This is a genomic window from Paenibacillus tarimensis, from assembly GCF_021532315.1.
Taxonomy (GTDB): domain Bacteria; phylum Bacillota; class Bacilli; order Paenibacillales; family Paenibacillaceae; genus Paenibacillus_I; species Paenibacillus_I tarimensis.
This window is the reverse complement of sequence record NZ_JAKGAO010000014.1, coordinates 98852-115858: the sequence shown is the minus strand read 5'-3', so window position 1 is coordinate 115858 and position 17007 is coordinate 98852. Positions and strand designations below refer to the sequence as shown.

Annotated in this window: 18 protein-coding genes; 8 read left to right on the top strand and 10 right to left on the bottom strand. The window is 51.0% G+C overall.

All coding sequences use genetic code 11. From position 1 onward, the window contains the following. Positions 1-20: 20 nt before the first annotated feature. Positions 21-1040, bottom strand: a complete 1020-nt coding sequence (locus tag L1N82_RS16620; RefSeq protein WP_235288577.1) for an AraC family transcriptional regulator — start codon at positions 1038-1040, stop codon at positions 21-23. Between the two features lie 92 nt (positions 1041-1132). Between L1N82_RS16620 and L1N82_RS16615 the strand changes: the two genes are divergently transcribed. Then, on the top strand, positions 1133-3238 hold the full coding sequence (locus L1N82_RS16615) for a glycoside hydrolase family 52 protein (RefSeq protein ID WP_235288576.1): 2106 nt from the start codon (positions 1133-1135) through the stop codon (positions 3236-3238). Between the two features lie 161 nt (positions 3239-3399). Here L1N82_RS16615 and L1N82_RS16610 read toward each other — a convergent pair whose 3' ends face one another. From L1N82_RS16610 to L1N82_RS16585, 6 genes are all read right to left on the bottom strand, one after another. Further along, positions 3400-4602, bottom strand: coding sequence for a polysaccharide deacetylase family protein (locus L1N82_RS16610; RefSeq protein WP_235288575.1), 1203 nt, complete (start codon positions 4600-4602; stop codon positions 3400-3402). Between the two features lie 229 nt (positions 4603-4831). Beyond that, positions 4832-6091 (bottom strand): sensor histidine kinase, encoded by a 1260-nt coding sequence (locus tag L1N82_RS16605; RefSeq protein WP_235288574.1) that lies wholly within the window; start codon positions 6089-6091, stop codon positions 4832-4834. Continuing rightward, the gene (locus L1N82_RS16600) at positions 6081-6788 is read right to left on the bottom strand and encodes a response regulator transcription factor (protein ID WP_111145748.1); all 708 of its coding nucleotides are present in this window, start codon (positions 6786-6788) and stop codon (positions 6081-6083) included. The genes L1N82_RS16605 and L1N82_RS16600 overlap by 11 nt, the downstream gene beginning before the upstream one ends. Positions 6789-7020: 232 nt before the next feature. Beyond that, positions 7021-8373, bottom strand: coding sequence for a hypothetical protein (locus tag L1N82_RS16595; RefSeq protein WP_235288573.1), 1353 nt, complete (start codon positions 8371-8373; stop codon positions 7021-7023). Then, complete coding sequence (locus tag L1N82_RS16590; protein WP_235288572.1) at positions 8370-9071, bottom strand: ATP-binding cassette domain-containing protein; 702 nt, start codon at positions 9069-9071, stop codon at positions 8370-8372. The genes L1N82_RS16595 and L1N82_RS16590 overlap by 4 nt, the downstream gene beginning before the upstream one ends. A 111-nt stretch (positions 9072-9182) precedes the next feature. After that, positions 9183-9389: a hypothetical protein gene (locus tag L1N82_RS16585; RefSeq protein WP_235288571.1), complete on the bottom strand. Its 207-nt coding sequence runs from the start codon at positions 9387-9389 to the stop codon at positions 9183-9185. 329 nt (positions 9390-9718) lie between these two features. On the opposite strand from L1N82_RS16585, the gene L1N82_RS16580 reads away from it, so the two are divergent. The 5 genes from L1N82_RS16580 (at position 9719) to L1N82_RS16560 (ending at position 12239) form a co-directional block, all read left to right on the top strand. Beyond that, entirely contained in the window at positions 9719-9880 is a 162-nt protein-coding gene (locus tag L1N82_RS16580; RefSeq protein ID WP_235288570.1) for a hypothetical protein, read from the top strand. 10 nt (positions 9881-9890) lie between these two features. Further along, positions 9891-10124, top strand: a complete 234-nt coding sequence (locus L1N82_RS16575) for a response regulator transcription factor (RefSeq protein ID WP_235288569.1) — start codon at positions 9891-9893, stop codon at positions 10122-10124. 24 nt (positions 10125-10148) lie between these two features. Next, positions 10149-10835 (top strand): ABC transporter permease, encoded by a 687-nt coding sequence (locus L1N82_RS16570; protein ID WP_235288568.1) that lies wholly within the window; start codon positions 10149-10151, stop codon positions 10833-10835. A 2-nt stretch (positions 10836-10837) separates the two neighbouring features. Beyond that, positions 10838-11755 (top strand): ABC transporter ATP-binding protein, encoded by a 918-nt coding sequence (locus L1N82_RS16565; RefSeq protein ID WP_235288567.1) that lies wholly within the window; start codon positions 10838-10840, stop codon positions 11753-11755. Positions 11756-11846: 91 nt separating this feature from the next. Next, positions 11847-12239: a hypothetical protein gene (locus tag L1N82_RS16560; RefSeq protein WP_235288566.1), complete on the top strand. Its 393-nt coding sequence runs from the start codon at positions 11847-11849 to the stop codon at positions 12237-12239. Positions 12240-12283: 44 nt separating this feature from the next. On the opposite strand, the gene L1N82_RS16555 is transcribed toward L1N82_RS16560, so the two are convergent. Both L1N82_RS16555 and L1N82_RS16550 read right to left on the bottom strand, forming a co-directional pair. Beyond that, positions 12284-13267: a Gfo/Idh/MocA family protein gene (locus L1N82_RS16555; protein WP_235288649.1), complete on the bottom strand. Its 984-nt coding sequence runs from the start codon at positions 13265-13267 to the stop codon at positions 12284-12286. Between the two features lie 501 nt (positions 13268-13768). After that, positions 13769-14170, bottom strand: coding sequence for a putative immunity/bacteriocin fusion bifunctional protein (locus tag L1N82_RS16550; protein ID WP_235288565.1), 402 nt, complete (start codon positions 14168-14170; stop codon positions 13769-13771). A 222-nt stretch (positions 14171-14392) separates the two neighbouring features. On the opposite strand from L1N82_RS16550, the gene L1N82_RS16545 reads away from it, so the two are divergent. Together L1N82_RS16545 and L1N82_RS16540 are read left to right on the top strand one after the other, a co-directional pair. Continuing rightward, positions 14393-15265 (top strand): coiled-coil domain-containing protein, encoded by an 873-nt coding sequence (locus L1N82_RS16545; protein ID WP_235288564.1) that lies wholly within the window; start codon positions 14393-14395, stop codon positions 15263-15265. A 95-nt stretch (positions 15266-15360) separates the two neighbouring features. Beyond that, positions 15361-15879, top strand: a complete 519-nt coding sequence (locus L1N82_RS16540) for a hypothetical protein (protein WP_235288563.1) — start codon at positions 15361-15363, stop codon at positions 15877-15879. Positions 15880-15898: 19 nt separating this feature from the next. On the opposite strand, the gene hisC is transcribed toward L1N82_RS16540, so the two are convergent. Beyond that, complete coding sequence (gene hisC, locus L1N82_RS16535) at positions 15899-17005, bottom strand: histidinol-phosphate transaminase (protein WP_235288562.1); 1107 nt, start codon at positions 17003-17005, stop codon at positions 15899-15901. Between the last annotated feature and the right edge of the window lie 2 nt (positions 17006-17007).

The window sequence follows — 17007 nt, the reverse complement described above, 5'->3', positions numbered from 1 at the left end:
GCGCTGGACCAAGCCCTTCGCTACCCGCCGCTTGAATAATACTGCCTATAATGGCTGGGCGGCACGCCTGTCCACCTCTTAAACTGCCTGCTGAAATGCGAGATGTCCCGGTAGCCGAGCTTGAAGGCGATCTGCTCAATGGACAGCCTGTGATCCAGCAGCAGGAGCCGGGCCTGCTTCAGCTTCAGGGAGGACAGATACTGCCTCGGTGACATTCCGTACACAAGGTGGAAAATCCGGTTGCAGTACGAGGGGCTGTAGCCCAGCTCATTGGCAACATCGGCAATAAGCAGATGCTCGGCTGACGCTGAGCTCCCTTCCGCCTCCTGAACCGCCCGTTCAATCATGCCGGCCATGGCTCCCGCCATCTCCATCGCTTGGCCGGACAGATTTGCCCCGCCCTCCCCCTCCTCCGACAGCATGTCGCCAAGGGCAGCAAACAGCTCAAACATCGATGAGAGCGCCTGCATCTTCTGACTTAACAGGAACGGGCCGTTATGCCTCGACAGCTCCATCAGCTTGTCCAGCGCAGGGCGAATCATGCCGTTCAGCCTGGAATCCGCAGGGAACGCAAGCTTCGTCCGCATCAGCATCTGCCGGAACGGCTTGTCATCACTGTCAAAGTGCAGGCAAAAGTACCCCATCGGCTCATCAGCGGCAACCCTGCTCTCATGAGCCTGATTGGGTGGAATAATGAGCAAATCCCCGGCAGCCATACAGTGCTCTACCCCTTTCACCCGCATCAGCTGGGCCCCTTCGGTCACCAGATTGATCTCGAACAGCGGGTGAGTATGCTCCGGATAGCTCCAGTCGGGAGCTACCAGGCGATAGTGGGAAGCGAACAGCTTCACCGTCGATTCCAGGGAAGGGAGCTCGGTATGCACTAGGGTGTTAAGCTTGCCGTCAGGCAGTTCAGATTGATTCAAGATGACTTCCTCCCCCGTTATCAGGTAATCGGTTACATTAGCCGTAAACTGAACATTTACCATTAGTATAACGGCTGTGGAACCTGAATGCACGATATGGGTAAATTCCTCCACGAATCCCCCATGTTGCCTTCCTGGAAAATCAGCTACGATGTATACATCACTAGTCAATATCCCAAACTTCCGATATGAAAGGATGGTTGCAAATGGCTAAAAATATGTTCTTTAACGCACATCATAGTCCGATTGGCGCCTTCGCCAGTTTTACATTAGGATTCCCCGGCGCAAGCGGCGGGTTTGATCTGGAGCGGGGAGCCCCTCCTAACCAGAAGGTCTATATTGGGGTAGAACGCGAAGATGGCACCGGCTATGAGGCATTCCCCTTCTTCTCCGGCGGCACGGACGAAAGCCTGCGCTACACCGCAACCCAGGAGAAAGAGCAGGCGAAGAATGACCTGATTATGCCCATTCCCTTGAAGGACATAACCCGCGAATTCGCGGTCGGTACGGACACGCTTCGCTCGGGCTGCATGTCCTTCACCCTCTACTCACAGGTTCGTTCCGTTCCGGACCCGGCCACAGCATCCGACGATGAGCTTAAGCTCGCGCTTGTCCCGGGTGTGCTGGCAGAGCTGACAATCGACAACCGGCAGGGCGGAAGGGCGAAGCGGGCTTTCTTCGGCTACGAGGGCAACGATCCTTACAGCTCCATGCGGCATCTGAGGGATACAACAGGCGGCGTTATGAACGGTGTCGGCCAAGGCCGCCACACGGCAATAGCAACCAAGGATGACCGTATTGTATCCGCACAGGGCTTCAGCATGGAGAACATCCTCAAGACGGAATTTAAGGAAAACTGGACCTTCGGTCTTGGCGGCACAGCCGCACTGATGATGGATGTGCCAGCAGGTGAAATCCAGACCTTCCGCTTCGTCATCTGCTTCCACCGGGCGGGCCTCGTAACAGCCGGGATGGATACCTCCTACTACTATGCCCGCTACTTCAAGGATATTGAAGCCGTTGCCGCCTATGCGTGGGAGCATTACGATGAGATTGCCGCTGCCGCACACAAGGCGGATGAATGGATCGGCGGCTCCAAGCTCAGCGAAGACCAGCAATTCATGCTGGCTCATGCGATCCGCAGCTATTATGGCTGCACGCAGATGCTGGAGCGGGACGGCGAAGCGGTATGGGTGGTTAACGAGGGCGAATACCGGATGATGAACACATTCGATCTGACGGTCGACCAGCTGTTCTTCGAGCTGGAGATGAACCCGTGGACAGTCAAGAATGAGCTTGACCTGTTCACAAGCCGCTACAGCTACCGCGACACAGTCCGGTTCCCGGGCGATGATACCGAGTATCCAGGCGGGATAAGCTTCACGCATGATATGGGTGTCGCCAACACATTCTCGCGTCCGCAGTATTCCTCTTATGAATGCTACGGCATTGACGACTGCTTCTCGCATATGACTCACGAGCAGCTGGTCAACTGGCTGCTGACAGCAGCCGCTTATGTTGAGCACACGAAGGATACCGAATGGCTGAACCGGAATCTGGGCATCTTCGAAGCGTGCTTCGAGAGCATGCTGAACCGGGATCATCCGGACCCTGAGAAACGCACTGGCATTATGAGCCTGGACAGCAGCCGCACGATGGGCGGAGCGGAGATCACGACCTACGACAGTCTGGATATCTCACTTGGGCAGGCGCGCAACAATATTTATCTTGCAGGCAAGTGCTGGGCTTCTTATGTGGCGATGGAGAAAATTTTCCGGGAGAATGGCCGTGAAGAACTGGCTGAACAGGCTGCTGAACAGGCTGCCAGATGTGCGGCGACCCTGACGGCCCATGTCACAGAGGGAGGCTACATTCCTGCTGTTCTTGAGAACGGCAACGACTCGAAGATCATTCCGGCAATCGAAGGGCTTATTTTCCCTCATGTTACCGGTTGTCCGGAAGCCTTGCAGGAAGATGGGTCATATGGCGAGTACATCCGAGCGCTGCGCAGGCACTATGAGACCGTTGTTGTTCCAGGTGTGTGCCTGTTCCCCGACGGAGGCTGGAAGCTGTCATCCACCAGCGATAATTCGTGGCTCAGCAAGATCTATCTCTGCCAGTACATTGCCCGGAAGATTCTCGGCTTCGAGTGGGATGAGACGGGTCGCGCGGCGGATACAGCGCATGTCGGCTGGCTCACGCATCCGGAGCACTCCTACTGGAGCTGGAGTGATCAAATCGTAGCCGGCGTCATTACGGCGAGCAAGTACTACCCTCGCGGTGTCACCAGCATTTTATGGCTGAAGGAATAGCCTTGCAAGTCCAGAAGTCCCTTCGCTAATTGCGGAGGGACTTCTGTTCTGCTTGAACAACCGGGCTTAACTTCCGGACACCTTAACAATCTCAAGCAAGTTCATTGTACCAGCTCCCGCTTTTTTCTTTACTATGACGCTGCAACTGGTGCTTTATTCCTTCAGCGGACCACTTCAGGCATTGCCGCTCCCTGCTGAGTAACCAGCTCCACCTTCCTCGCCTGCTTGTTCCAATTGATATCCACCTGGTGTCTGCGGCAAAATTCCCTTAGCGGAACGAGCGGACCAGAATCTCCTTCTCCCATCCTGACAACCGAGTAATCCTCCTGCATGCCGTCAATGGTAATGGTCAGCGGCGGGCCGCCTGCCTGCTTCAGCCGTTTAATCGCCTCATCCGGCGTAACATCCGAGCGTCCCGCATTGATCCGCATCGCTGCGGGCTCATCACGGAGCGTCAGGCCGGATTGTATGGTGAACAACAGCCGGATGCCGAGCTTACGAGTAACCGCCAGAAGTTCTTCATGATGAGCACCGTAAGGGAAGGAGAACGCGCTGATGGTGTTGCCCAGTTCCTCGCGAAGCCGCTTCTCAGCCAGCATAAGATCTTCAGTTACACGCTCCGCATACTCCTCATCCGTCTCCTGGCGCCCGTAGCCCGGCAAGTACAGATGCCCGGTCGTCAGCGGCTTTTTCTTGCCCTTCTCATTGACGAATCCATAAGCATGCAGAGCATACGTATGACTCATGAAATCCATCCCATAAGCCTGCATCTCGCGCATCTGGTCCCAGGTCAGTTTGGGGATACCCGTAATATCCGGATCGTCTGCAGTTGCAACAATAATGAAGTTGACGGCCGGGTAGCCGTATTTTCGCAAGATCGGGAACGCTTCCTTATAGAAGGACTCATAGCCGTCATCAAAGGTGATCAGCACCGCATTATCCGGCACTGGGGCACCTTCAAGCTTGAAAGCCGCGTATTCCTTAAGCCCAATCACGTGAAATCCATTGGTCTTCAGCAGCTCCATCTGCTTCTCGAACTGAGCAGTCGAGATAATCCCATCTTTATTCGGCTTATCCATAACATGATGGTACATCAGCACGGCTACCTTCCCCGAATAGTAAACAGGGGCTTCCTGCCTGCTCTCCGACCACCCCGCCTTCACTTGAAAATGCTCCTCCAGAAAACCCAGCGGGACCATCACCTGGTTGTTAACCACCTTCGCAGCCGCAGAGGGCACGTCCTTCCCGTTTACCGTTATGGTCAGCGGCTTCTCTTCTTCCCTTCCGCAGGCCGATACGAGGAACATCATCAGGACAAGCAGTCTGGCCCACTGGTAGTTATTCCAATAGAATCTATTGCGCATTGCCAATTCCTCCCCTTCCGTCATCATGCAGCCATTATAGAAGCCGCATCTTAACAGGCGAGGACTCTAATCCTTAACAACCGCTTAAATACTGCTGAACAATTACTGCGGGCAGCTGCTCAAGCTCCCGGTGCTGTCATCAACGCGCAAAAGACACACCGGCATGAATAGCCAGTGTGCCTTTATCCTTTTTAAGCCAATAGAAACCCGCTAGGAGCGAGTCCAGCCGCTAGGCGATCTCTTCTTTGGCCATGACAGCCCCTTCAACCGCCGCAAACCGGGTTTCAAAGGTCGTCGCCTTTCTGCTGCTTCTAACCATAATACGGCCGCCATGCACCTCGATAATACTCTTCGTAATGGCAAGACCCAATCCGGTTCCCCCCGTCTCCTTGGACCTGGATCGCTCCACCCGGTAGAACCGGTCGAATATGAATGGCAGATCCTTCTCGGGGATCGGTTCCCCGTAATTGGTCACCGTCACGACCAGCTCCCCGCTGTCATGATACAGCCCAATATCCACGGCCCCGCCGGCCTGCCCATAGCGGATGGCATTAGTCATCAGATTCTCATAGGCTCTGACCAGCAGATCGCCGTCGGCCAGTATTTTCACCGATTCATATCCCTCAAGGATATTCACGCGGCAGACCATGCCTGCCTTCTCGAGACTCGGAACGAACTCCTCGGCCAGCTGGCGCAGAAACCCCGCCATATCCAGCTCGCCAAGCTCCAGGGGCAGCCCGTTCGTAATTCTTGTATATTCGAATAAGTCATCAATCAGCTTCTTCAGGGCAAGCGACTTCTCATAGGCAATAGAGATAAAATACCGCAGCTCCACCTCATCCTGATAGCGGTCCTCTTCAATGACTTCCAGGAACCCTAGAATTGAGGTGAGCGGCGTCCGCAGGTCATGCGAGACACCTGTAATCAGGTCATTCTTCGTCCGCTCGGCATTACGCTCCTCTTCAATGGACCGGTGAAGCTGCCTGCTCATCTTGTTAATGCTGTCAGCTACCTCACCCAGCTTGCTGCCGTCGCGCACCGGTATCTCATAGTCAAAGTTGCCGTTTGCTATCTCCTGTAAACCCTGCGTAATTCCCTGCAGATAACGGTCAAGCCGTCCGCTCATGCGGTTGACGCTGTCGGCCACTGCCCCCAGTTCATCATACGACTTGACCGGCACCTGATAGCCGAACCTGCCGTTCGACAGCTCCTTCAAGCCCTGCTCAATCTTCCGCAAATCCTGGACCAGCCGGCGGCTTAGCAAGAAGAAGCTTACGAGGAACAAGACGATTCCTCCGGCAATCATGACCGGGAGGGAGCCAATCGAGTTAATGATCCAGGCAAGCGGCTTGTTCAGTCCCTTCATGCTGAGAATCAGCTCGCTTAGCGTATAGCCGGTGTATACGGCGACCGCCGTAATTGAGAGGCTGCCCAGGAATACCAGCAGCATGCGCCACCTGATCGTGTACAGCCAGTCTTTATTTCGCATGATCGGCCTCTACCTTGTAGCCAACGCCCCACACAGTCTTAATTATTCGCGGCTGCTGCGGGTTCTTCTCCAGCTTCTCGCGCAGCTTGCGGATATGGACCATGACGCTGTTCTTCGAATCCATGAACGGCTCGTTCCAGACCTCTTCATAGATACGGTCCATACTGAGCACTACTCCGCGGTTGACAGCAAGCATCTTGAGCAGCGCAAACTCGCGGGGCGTCAGCTTAATCTCCTCTTCACCGACCGTCACCCGGTGCGAAGCGATATTAATGGCCACATCCTCAATCTGAATTTCATTCGCATTCGCCTGTGAGCCGCCGCTGAAATGATTGAACCTGCGAAGCTGCGATTTGATCCGGGCAATTAGCTCCAGCGGGCTGAACGGCTTCGTCACATAATCGTCGGCCCCGATGCTGAGACCCGATATTTTATCGATGTCCTGACTCTTCGCCGACAGCATGATTATCGGGATATGATTATTCTCCCTGATTCGCATACAGGCCTGCAGCCCGTCCATTCTCGGCATCATCACATCCAGCACGATCAGGTCCACCCTGTTCGTCTGCAGCAGCTCCAGCGCCTCAACCCCATCCCCTGCCTGGAGCAGCCTGTACCCTTCGTTCTTAAAATAAATTTCCATGAGCCGGATAATTTCCGCTTCATCATCTACCATTAGAATTGTTGTTTCCGCCATATCGTGATTTCTCCCCTGCTTATGTCAAATAAAGGATGGAAACATTATGCAGCGGCTTCGGCCATAAAGCAATTATTATTTTGGGCGTTCCGCCTTAAGAATCATACCGCAGCAATCTTAACAGTCGCCTATACAAATTCTTATCAAATGCTTAAAGCAGCGGTCTCTTGCTCTTCACACAGCAAAAAAGGGCTGTCCCTAAGCCTTTGCGGCTTATCGGACAACCCCTTCATTACACCATCTGCTGCTTGAGCTTGCGGTATTTGCGCACATACAGCAGCAGGCCTGCTGCCAGCAGTACAGCAAGCTGGACATACCAATCGTTCAAGACATTATATTGGAAAGCTATCTTAACGGGGAGCGACAGGAAGAAGAATTGAAAGTAGAGCCCCAGCTTTTGATAACTGCTTATTTTCGAATCTGGTACGGGAATCCCGATGCTGAGCAAATAGAAGATGCCAAAGGCGGTTAATCCGTCCATCCACTGGCTGGAGGACGCTGGATTACACAGGATCTCTACGGCAAACATTAAGAGAGCAAACATCAACAGGAGTATGCCGTGCAGCGAGTCGATGACTCCCTGGACATGACGCATTCGAATTGGAAACTGCGCAAGATACGAATGCTTGACCAGCGCATAATCCAGCTGGTAGGTGATATAAGACACCATACAGACCATATAGGACAGATCCACCATTGTTCTGGCCGGCGTCTCCTCGTACTGGTCCAGGAACATGACATTAACAAGGGTTAATAGCACGACAATAATGCACAGCCGGACATAGCGTCCCATATAGGCTGAGTCGCGCAGCATTCTCGTCATCTGCATGCTGACCAGTGCCTGTAGTCCGGTAGATGAAGCCGGTGCAGCGGAAAATCTGCCGATCCGTCTGGTCAGGGACAGATACAGCTCCGGGCTTCTCTTCTGAATAATCATCAGACGGTTAACCAGATATGGCCCTGTTATCATACCGATGGCGAACAAGCAGATCACGCTGTACTGCAGAAGCATATTCATGTCCAGCATCTCCCAGGAAAATCTGCCCTGCTTGACAGAAATCAAGAAAGACAGCAAACCGATGAAGAAAGCCGCTGACAGATACAGCCTCACATTGGCAAGTGTCTTAAACCAGGCCATTAGAAATTCAAGGAAAATCCTCGCGAATCTCATAGCCTCCAGTATAAATATAAAGGTAAGAACATCCCACAGCTCTGCCCCGAAGGAGAAGAAAACTATAAGAATCAGCGCATACTCTACGCCGTTAGACAGAGTAAAGCTCGCCGCCGCATAAACCTTGTAGAACATTTCCGAAGCCGTAACAGGCGTGCGGCTCATGAAGCCGATCATTTTATCCATACTGTGAAGAATCGCTGCTGTAAAGAAGATAAAGATGAGGTGAATGACGAAATGCACCCACACATAAATCTCCATCACCCGTTCTATTCCCATACTGCGGAATCCGGTTACAACGAGGGAGAACGTGATGGCAAAAATAATAAAATGGACGACCGCCTGCTTGAGAATACTTCCCGGCTGGTCATCATAGGCTATTTGTAGAAGACGCCGAAATAGCGACAGGTTCATAAGCAGCCTCTGCTTAACTCCGGCGCATCGGCCGGTTGAATTTTTTGATTGAACAGCCGGAATGTCCGCTCTGCTATATCCTGGCCGTAGCCCGCAATATGCGTCGTCAGCAGTGTCCCGAGCCCTTGCTCTTTGCGCTGCAGGAAGACCTGCTGTATATAAGCAACCGCATCCGTATCCAGCCCCTCGTATATTTCATCGCATACGAGCAGCTTGGGAGCGGTGAGCATAGAGGACAGCACCTGGATTTTCTTCTTTGTACCGAAGGACAGATTGGCAATTAAGGTGTCCAGTTCTTTGCTTACGTTAAGATCTTCAGCCCATTCCCTGATTCGCAGGGTGGCAGAGCTGGGTATTTTATAGATATCAGCAACAAAGTTAAAATACTCACTCGGTGTAAGCAGGTCGATAAACTGCTGCTGATCCGAGGATATCAATGACGTGTTCCGGCGGAGATGAAGCCGATCGGATAAGGGCCTCCCATCAATCTCAATCCGGCCTGAATCAAACGTCTCATAATGAAGCAAGCACTGCAGGAATACGCTCTTACCCGCTCCATTGGCACCGGTCAGAACATAGATCGAAGCCTGGGGCATCTCGAAGTCAATGGCATCGAGCACCAGCTTCTTGCCGTAGCTCTTGGATAACCGCTGGACGGAAACCAGCAAGGGCTGCACAGCTTGCGCTGAAGTTGACATCGTATCCTTCAATCCTTATCATTAGTATTAAGTCGGTAAAGTCAGGGACTGCGTTTTTGATTTTACTGCTTACCCATTTTTTGGCTTAGCGTACGTTGCGCTAAGTTTTTTTTATTCTCCGAATACAGCCTTCAGAGCTTGATAGATGATGTCCACGTAAGCCGACTTCTCGAGCAGCCACTTCGTAGCAGCCCAGTAGCCTTCGTCCCATGCAGCCTTGAAGCTGGACCATGCGGAGCCCACTGCATTCTTAATTACGTCCCAGGCCTTCGAACCATATTTCGCGATATAACCGAGAATCTTAGCAATTGCACCCATTGTAATAATCCTCCCTTATATTCGCGTCCCTGGCTTTACCTTACTCACATGATAAATATTCCCAGAAGGTTTCGTCAATTTCGGAAATACGAAGTCTAGCAGCCTAATCCATAGACAGTATGATAGAAAACCTTCTTCACCCCTTATCCTCGCTGGTTTTAAGGCAGTTTTATAGGCCACGTCCCAGCTTGACAGGGAATTTTATGTATTTTAGTATAATAATTGCTAACGGGGTTAGACATTTCAGGTTAACGAAATCGGAGGTGTGATGACGTAAGTGATAGTTAAGGCCATGAACGATTAAACTAAGCGACAGGGGAGATTTTGATATGCGGAAATGGTTCGAACTGATTGGTATGATAGGCGTCATTGGCTATCTCGTAACCCGTTTCTTCTTCTACGAGTACAAGACCCTAATGTTTAGTTTTGCAGGATTGGCAATTGTAGGTCTGGTCGGCAGGCTGGTCCTAAGGCCCGTGAAGAACAGATAGGTGCTGTACGATGGATAGAGAAACTTATAGCCTGAATTCGAGGGAACGGGAGATCTTGTTGTTAGTGTCACAGGAGAAGGCCAACAAGGAAATTGCAGACACCCTTAACATTTCTAGGCGAATGGTCGAGTACTATATTGCTTCGATCACCAATAAGTTCAACGTATCCACGCGCGTAGGCGCGGTAGTTAGAGCGATTTATCATAAAGAGATCGACATGGAGGAGATATTGACAGACCGATAACTTAGCAGGATAAGGAGAATCGGCATGAAGGGAATTGTCATCAGGGAATTCTTCGGACTCATGAAAGGGATTAAATCCATTCTGATTATCTTGTTTATTACCGGTATTTCGGTATTATCTGCACGATATATGTCCAGCAGCTCCCTGTTTGCCGAGGAGGCAAGCAATCCAGAAACAACAGCCCTCGCAGGGCTGTCTTTCGTGCTTATCCTATTCGGGGCTCTGTTCGTCTTCACCTTATCCCATGATGCCGTCAACCGGGATATCGAGCTTCAGCGCATTCGTCTGCTGATTACGAAGACTTCGCGCACATCCGTCATTGCCGGCAAGTTTGTGGCGATCTGGCTGTTCTGGGCAGCGGTAACAATGATCTCATTCGTAATCGTATCTGCCATTACCCGGACGTTCGTCATTCATGAACTGCTATATCTGTGGGTTTACCTGGCCTTTCTTGCCAGCCTGTGCGTGCTGCTCTCCACCCTCGTCACGCATCGTACATACTCGGTGATCCTTAGCGTTCTGGCAGGTATCGCGATGCCGATTATAGGACTGTGGAGCGCATTCAGCCAATCTTCGCCGGTTGCTGCCGCACGTTATGTGCTTCCCTACTACCCTATGGCTGAACAGCCGGTGCTGCTGCTCGTTACAGCTGTGGAAGCCGGGCTGGCACTCGCTGCCGCGGTGATGCTGTTTCGGAGAAAGGAGCTGTGACGATGGAAGCGTTGACCGTTCATCAGCTGACGAAGACGTTCAAGTCTAAGGAGGTCGTGAAGCAGATCAGCTTCAGTCTGAAGACCGGGGAAGTGTTCGGGTTCCTTGGACGTAACGGCGCGGGCAAGAGCACGACCATCAATATGCTGACCGGCATTCTGCCGCCGACCTCGGGCACAATTGAAATTCTGGGCACGCCCTATCACCAGATCAATTCCATTAAGCGGCGCATCGGCGTGCTCCCCGATAACAGCAATTATTATAATGATATGACAGCGATGCAGCATATGATATTCTTCTCCCAGGTAAAAGGCATCCCCGTCCGCAAGGATTCGCTGTCTGAGCTTCTTGAGGCCGTTGGACTTGGCGAAGATATGGACAGGAAGGCCGGACAGTTCTCACTTGGCATGAAGAAAAAGCTTGGCATCGCCCAGGCGCTGATCGGTTCTCCTGAGCTGGTCTTCCTGGATGAGCCAACCTCTACGCTGGATATCGAATCTGCCCTGCAGATCCGCGACCTGATTGGCTCTCTAGCCTCCAAGGGGACGACAGTATTCATGACCTCCCATAATCTCGATGAGGTCGAGCGCATCTGTGACCGGATCGCCATCCTTCATCAGGGCCGAATTGAGAAGCTCGGTACAATAGCGGAGCTCCGAGAAGCCCATAACAACCGCTTCAAGGTGAAGGTTAAGTACAGGAGCGGCGACAAGAGCAGGGAAACCATCTGGCTGGAGCGCATCCGGCAGGTAGCGGATGATGTGAAGCGCAGTGAGCCTTTCTTGGAGCTGGTCGTAGACAGCGAGGAAGATATCCCGTGGATTGTCGATAATGCGGTGGAGCAGCAGGTTAAGATCTTCGGGCTGGAGATTGAGCAGCCCTCACTCGAGAATATTTTCCTGGAGCAGGCCCAGCGTTAATTTTTCGTTACTTAAACCGCTAAGCTCTCATGTCCAGCGACATGAGAGCTTGATGTTTTTTCAGCTTGCTATCAGACATAAGGAGGCCTCTATGAAACTCAACCCGGAACGCAGAAGCCAGTGCGGCCGCCTGTTCTTGTGCTGTCTGGCAGCCGGCAGTCTTGCAGCCCAACTGCTGCTCTGTCTGCTGCTTACTTCAGATATACCCATTCATGTTGAGGATGATGAATTCATCATCTACATGGGCTTCTCAGCAGGGGCATTGGCACTATCCATGTTCACACTGCTGAGACTGCGCAGCAAAGACCTGCTGGCGGTCATGACAGCGGCTTCCGCGCTGCTGCTTGTTGGCTGGACAATGTTCGCAGCCGGGCTGCTTACTCTATTGGAATCCAATGCCATTGTAGCTTATATGGAGGCGGCTGGCTGGCTGACCTCAGCCATCATTCTGGCGCTTAGTGTCTGGCGTTACAGACATCTATAGCTTCATTATCGAATACGAGGCTGGCACCGGTCCGCAACCTGCTCTTAATCGGTATACTCCAGTCCCCACTGCCCGCGCAGCCGGTCGAGTGTCCGCATTATATCGCAGGTTTCGGCAGCCGGCATGACAGCACTTTCCTTGCGCCCCTCACGCAGGCAGCGCATCGCTTCCTCGGCCTCGAATATGTACCCCTTCAGCTTGCGGTTATCCGTAAATACAAGCGGCTCTTCCGCATCGGTATGCAGCGAAGCAGAGGAAGCGAAGAGGAAGTTTGGCACATGAATATAGCCTGCCGTACCGTAGATGAAGGCATTATTGGCCGTGCGCAGCCTCACACTGGCACTGAGCTGGGCAGTCTTCCCGCCCTCGTATTCGAACAAGGCGGTGAAGCGTTCATCCACGCCCGTCTCTCCAATATGTGCACTGCTCATTATGCGGCTCGGCTGCTGGCCAAAGATCATGGAAGCGAAGGAAACCGGGTAGATGCCTGCGTCCAGCAGCGCTCCGCCGCCGAGCTTCTTGTTCAGCAGCCTGCTCTCCGGCGCCCAGCCGATATCGAAGCCGAAGTCGGCCGTGACCATCTTCACCTCGCCGATCCGCCCTTCCTCTATCCAGGTCCTGGTCTGCACAATGGCCGGCAGATACCGTGTCCACATGGCTTCCATGATGAACGTGCCGTTCTCCCTTGCGACCCGCATCACTTCCTCTGCTTCCTCGGCGTTCATGGTAAAAGGCTTCTCGCACAGCACCGCCTTACCCGCACGCAGGCAGAGCAGCATGCCTTCCTTGTGGGCCGGATGCAGGGTGCCGATATAAACGATGTCCACCTCTTCATCCTGCACGAATGCCTCATAGCTGTCGTAGCTCCGTGCGGCACCGAACTCCTGCGCGAAGGCATCTGCCCGCTCCTTCGACCTCGATGCAACCGCTGCCAATTCCGCGCCGGGTGTCTGCATCAAATCCGCTGCAAAGCTCCGCGCAATGCCGCCCGGTCCCATAATGCCCCACTTGATTGTCTTATCCATCATCAAGCTCCTCTCCCTGGCTCTGTGGATTTCCAAGCCATACGTAATAGTTCGCATTTAAAACAATACTCCTAGACCTACCGCTCTCCTCACAGAAGAGAGGAGACCGCTTATGCAGCTCATATGTAAAGGACAGGTAGGTGTATAACCCCCTGCCTGACCTGACATTTCATTATTAATAATTCTCAGCACTCGCTTGGATGCACCTTCACTTTTTCCTCGCTTTAACGAACTGAACAATATTTATTGTAAGCCCAATTAGAAACCAGCCTATATATATTAGATATGCTCCTTGGAAGGGATTAAAGAATGATATTTCATAGAGATTAAACGTTTTGTAGTGAAAGAATGTGTAGGCACCCATCAATAACAATGGAAGAATCCATAACGTAATTGATCTCCACGTAAAAACTTTGCACCCATAAAAACCCTCCAGCATGTCACAGTGCACAGGCATTTTACAGACACAGCCTGTGCACTGCAGATATATTATTCCAAGTTATATTATGCACCAGAGCAAGCGAACGCAAAGGCACCGCCGCAAAGAATATCACAAGTAAGGCCTTCTCCAGGGTTAACTAAGTGCCAGATCCCACAGTAACTGATACAAGCAAACAGTCCGGTCATGCTGCATACAAAGGATTGGCCGTTAAACTGAAAATCATCGGTAGTAATCACACCCGGGTTGCTTGTTGTACTGTTAGTTGATTGAAAAACTAGACTGATATCATTATTGTTATCAATATGTGTCACCGTAACGTCAAGAGCCTGCTTACTGTTCATGTCTACCCATGCTGCCAACGCAATATATTCTCCGTCCTCTTCTCTTGAATATACACTATATTTAACGGCAACGAAATCGTATTCACGGTTATTTAACTCTACATGTCTAAATCCTTTGTACATTACAGCCTGGTTAATTAATGTGTAGTCACTAAATTAACATAAATAGTACATAATTACCACCAAAAAATTGTCGCGTTATTATTACTATTAAACTATGTAATTGTTACAATATCCTCTTAATTTACTTTGTTTTTTTATAATAACATTACATTAGATCAAACAATAATATATGTTTGATACTATTTACCAGGAGGTAACACTACTAATGAAAAAAAGGGATTAATGTGGTTTGTCGTATTTTTGCTAATCACTTCATTTGCTACAGATCTAGCTACGGCTCAAAGTATTAACATTTCAGAGATGAAAAATAGTGCGTTAAAAGCACAGAGAGGCAAAGAGATCAACCAATTTTTAAGCGACCTTAGTGCTAAAAAAGCGAGAATAAAAGCATTGAAAAGGAGGGTAAGTGAGGTTAACAGTTCCTCGACCTCAGCAGACGACATTAAACAAACAACAGATGAACTCAATACTTTGAATAAGGAAATTAGGTATAAAGAGACAAATATGAGACAAATTATTGGGCTGGTTGAAATTGATCCATCGGATTATGGGGTAGTATTTCCTCTTTCTGATGGGAAAGTAACCTTCACAGGAACTATGTATTACGATACAATTTTCTCTAATAGTTGGGTCGTATCAGTTGATTACGAGTGGGCTAATCGTGAGTATTTAAATCAAAAGTCTGGAGACGGTAATTTAGGTGGATATGAAGGCTTTACAGTAGGTTTAAATCGTCAAATTCTCACCCATTCAACGAGCGCTTATGTATATGATTATTGGGAAGGACAGTCTCAAGATAATGTAACCTTTTATGAGGACTATAGCAACTACGGGAGGTCATGGAAGTGGCAAGATAAAATTAATGCCGGGAAAATACGGAATTATAACTCTCATTCCGGAAATTTTAATATTTACTTTGAATTTGCAACTGAGCCAAGCAGCGGGAATAAAACTCAATACCACGGCACCTATGCTCATACATGGAATACAACTTCAATTAGCAGTCTAGGTATCGGCCCTTATTCCGCAACTATAGGATGGTCTAATGAAGGTTACAATTGGAGTGATGCAAGTCAGTGGATATACACTCACTGACTGTAACTATTCATATAGATAACGAGAAACCTTTATCACTATTGTATAAAGGTTTCTCGGTCTTAATATACATGATAGTAAAGGAGGGGTAGAAGATGAATCGTAAACGCCTGATGTACGCGATCCCGCTAATTGGCTTACTGGTCATTGCAGCCGTCATACTCCTTCTGGATACAAGGTCGCCTAAGGAGAAGATCGAGCAGGCAATAAGCAGCAGAGATGATTCCTTTGTCAAGCTTATTCACGCTGAAACGAATGACCCGTACACTTACGCCTTCTATAGAAACCACAAACAATCGGCAGGACTTGCCCTGATCCAAGTAAATAACGATTATGAAACACATATAGTTGGCAGCATTCCACCCTATCAATCCAGCAACGGCTTCAGTTACGGCACTAGCGAATCACAGCAGCTGGATCAATACGTTATGTATGGCCTGATCACAAATCCGCAAATCTCCAGTGTATCCGTATCCCGAGAGAAGGCCACACTCGTTCCGGATGAACTAGATACACTGTGGTATTACATCTCCAGCCAGCCTTTCAAATCGGTAGAGATTACCGCTGAAGACCAGTCAGGGCAGGTTATCTTCCAGAAACAGCTGTATAAGTAACCGTGTCACGAATATACCTTTAATGCTGCTGCAAAATAGTATTCAGCACCTCGCCAAGCAGCCGGTTCTCTTCTTCCGTTCCAACCGAGACCCGCAGGTAGTCCGGCAGGCCCCAGCCGGCTCCGCCCCGCACAATGATGCCCGCATGCAGCAGACTCTCGTAAACCTCTCCCGCTCGCTCTCCCGCACGGACCAGTATAAAATTGCCCGAGCTTCGGGTATAGCTGAGCTTCAGACGGTCAAAGATTCCGTACAGCTGCTCACGCCCAGCGGCCACGCAGGCCCGGGATGCCTGGACATGCTCGCTGTCGTTCAAGGCAGCTGCCGCCGCCGCTTGTGCCAGCGCATTCACATTGAACGGCTCACGCACCTTCTCGATAGCCGCAACGACCGCTGCGGGCGCAAGCGCGTAGCCGACACGCAGGCCGGCAAGGCCATAGATCTTGGAGCAGGTTTGCAGCACGAGAAGCGGACAGCCTTTTTGCACAAATTCAATCCCGTCCGAATAGTCCGGTTCGTCAGCATAATGCGAGTAAGCCGCATCGAAGATGATCAGTATGCCCGGCGGAACAGCCTCCAGCAGCTGTACCAGTTGATCCCGCCTGAGACAGGTGCCAGTCGGGTTATTCGGCGAACAGAGATAGATGAGCTTGGTACGGGGAGTGAGAGCTTGGAGAATATTCTGCACATCGTATTCAAACCCTTCACCCAGCGGCACGCTTATTACGTTAGTCCCCATAAGCCTGGCGCCAAACTCATATTCCGAGAAGGTCGGACTTGGGATAACAATCTCATCCCCTGCATCCAGATAAGCTTCTGAAATCAGCTTGATCAGCTCATCGGCACCGTTGCCGGCCACCACATTCTCCGGCTGCAATCTGTGCACCCCGGCAATCGTGTTCTTCAGCACAGCCGCATGCGCATCCGGATAGCGGTGGCTGTCTGCAATCGATGCTTGAACGGCTTCCAGTGCCTTGGGTGACGGGCCAAGCGGATTTTCATTGGAAGCCAGCTTAATGACCCGCTTGAGGCCAAGCTCCTGCTGTACCTCCCATATCGGCTTGCCCGGTGTATACGGGGTTAACTGTGCCAGTGCCCCGCGCGGCGAAACGACAGATTTTTGCATGA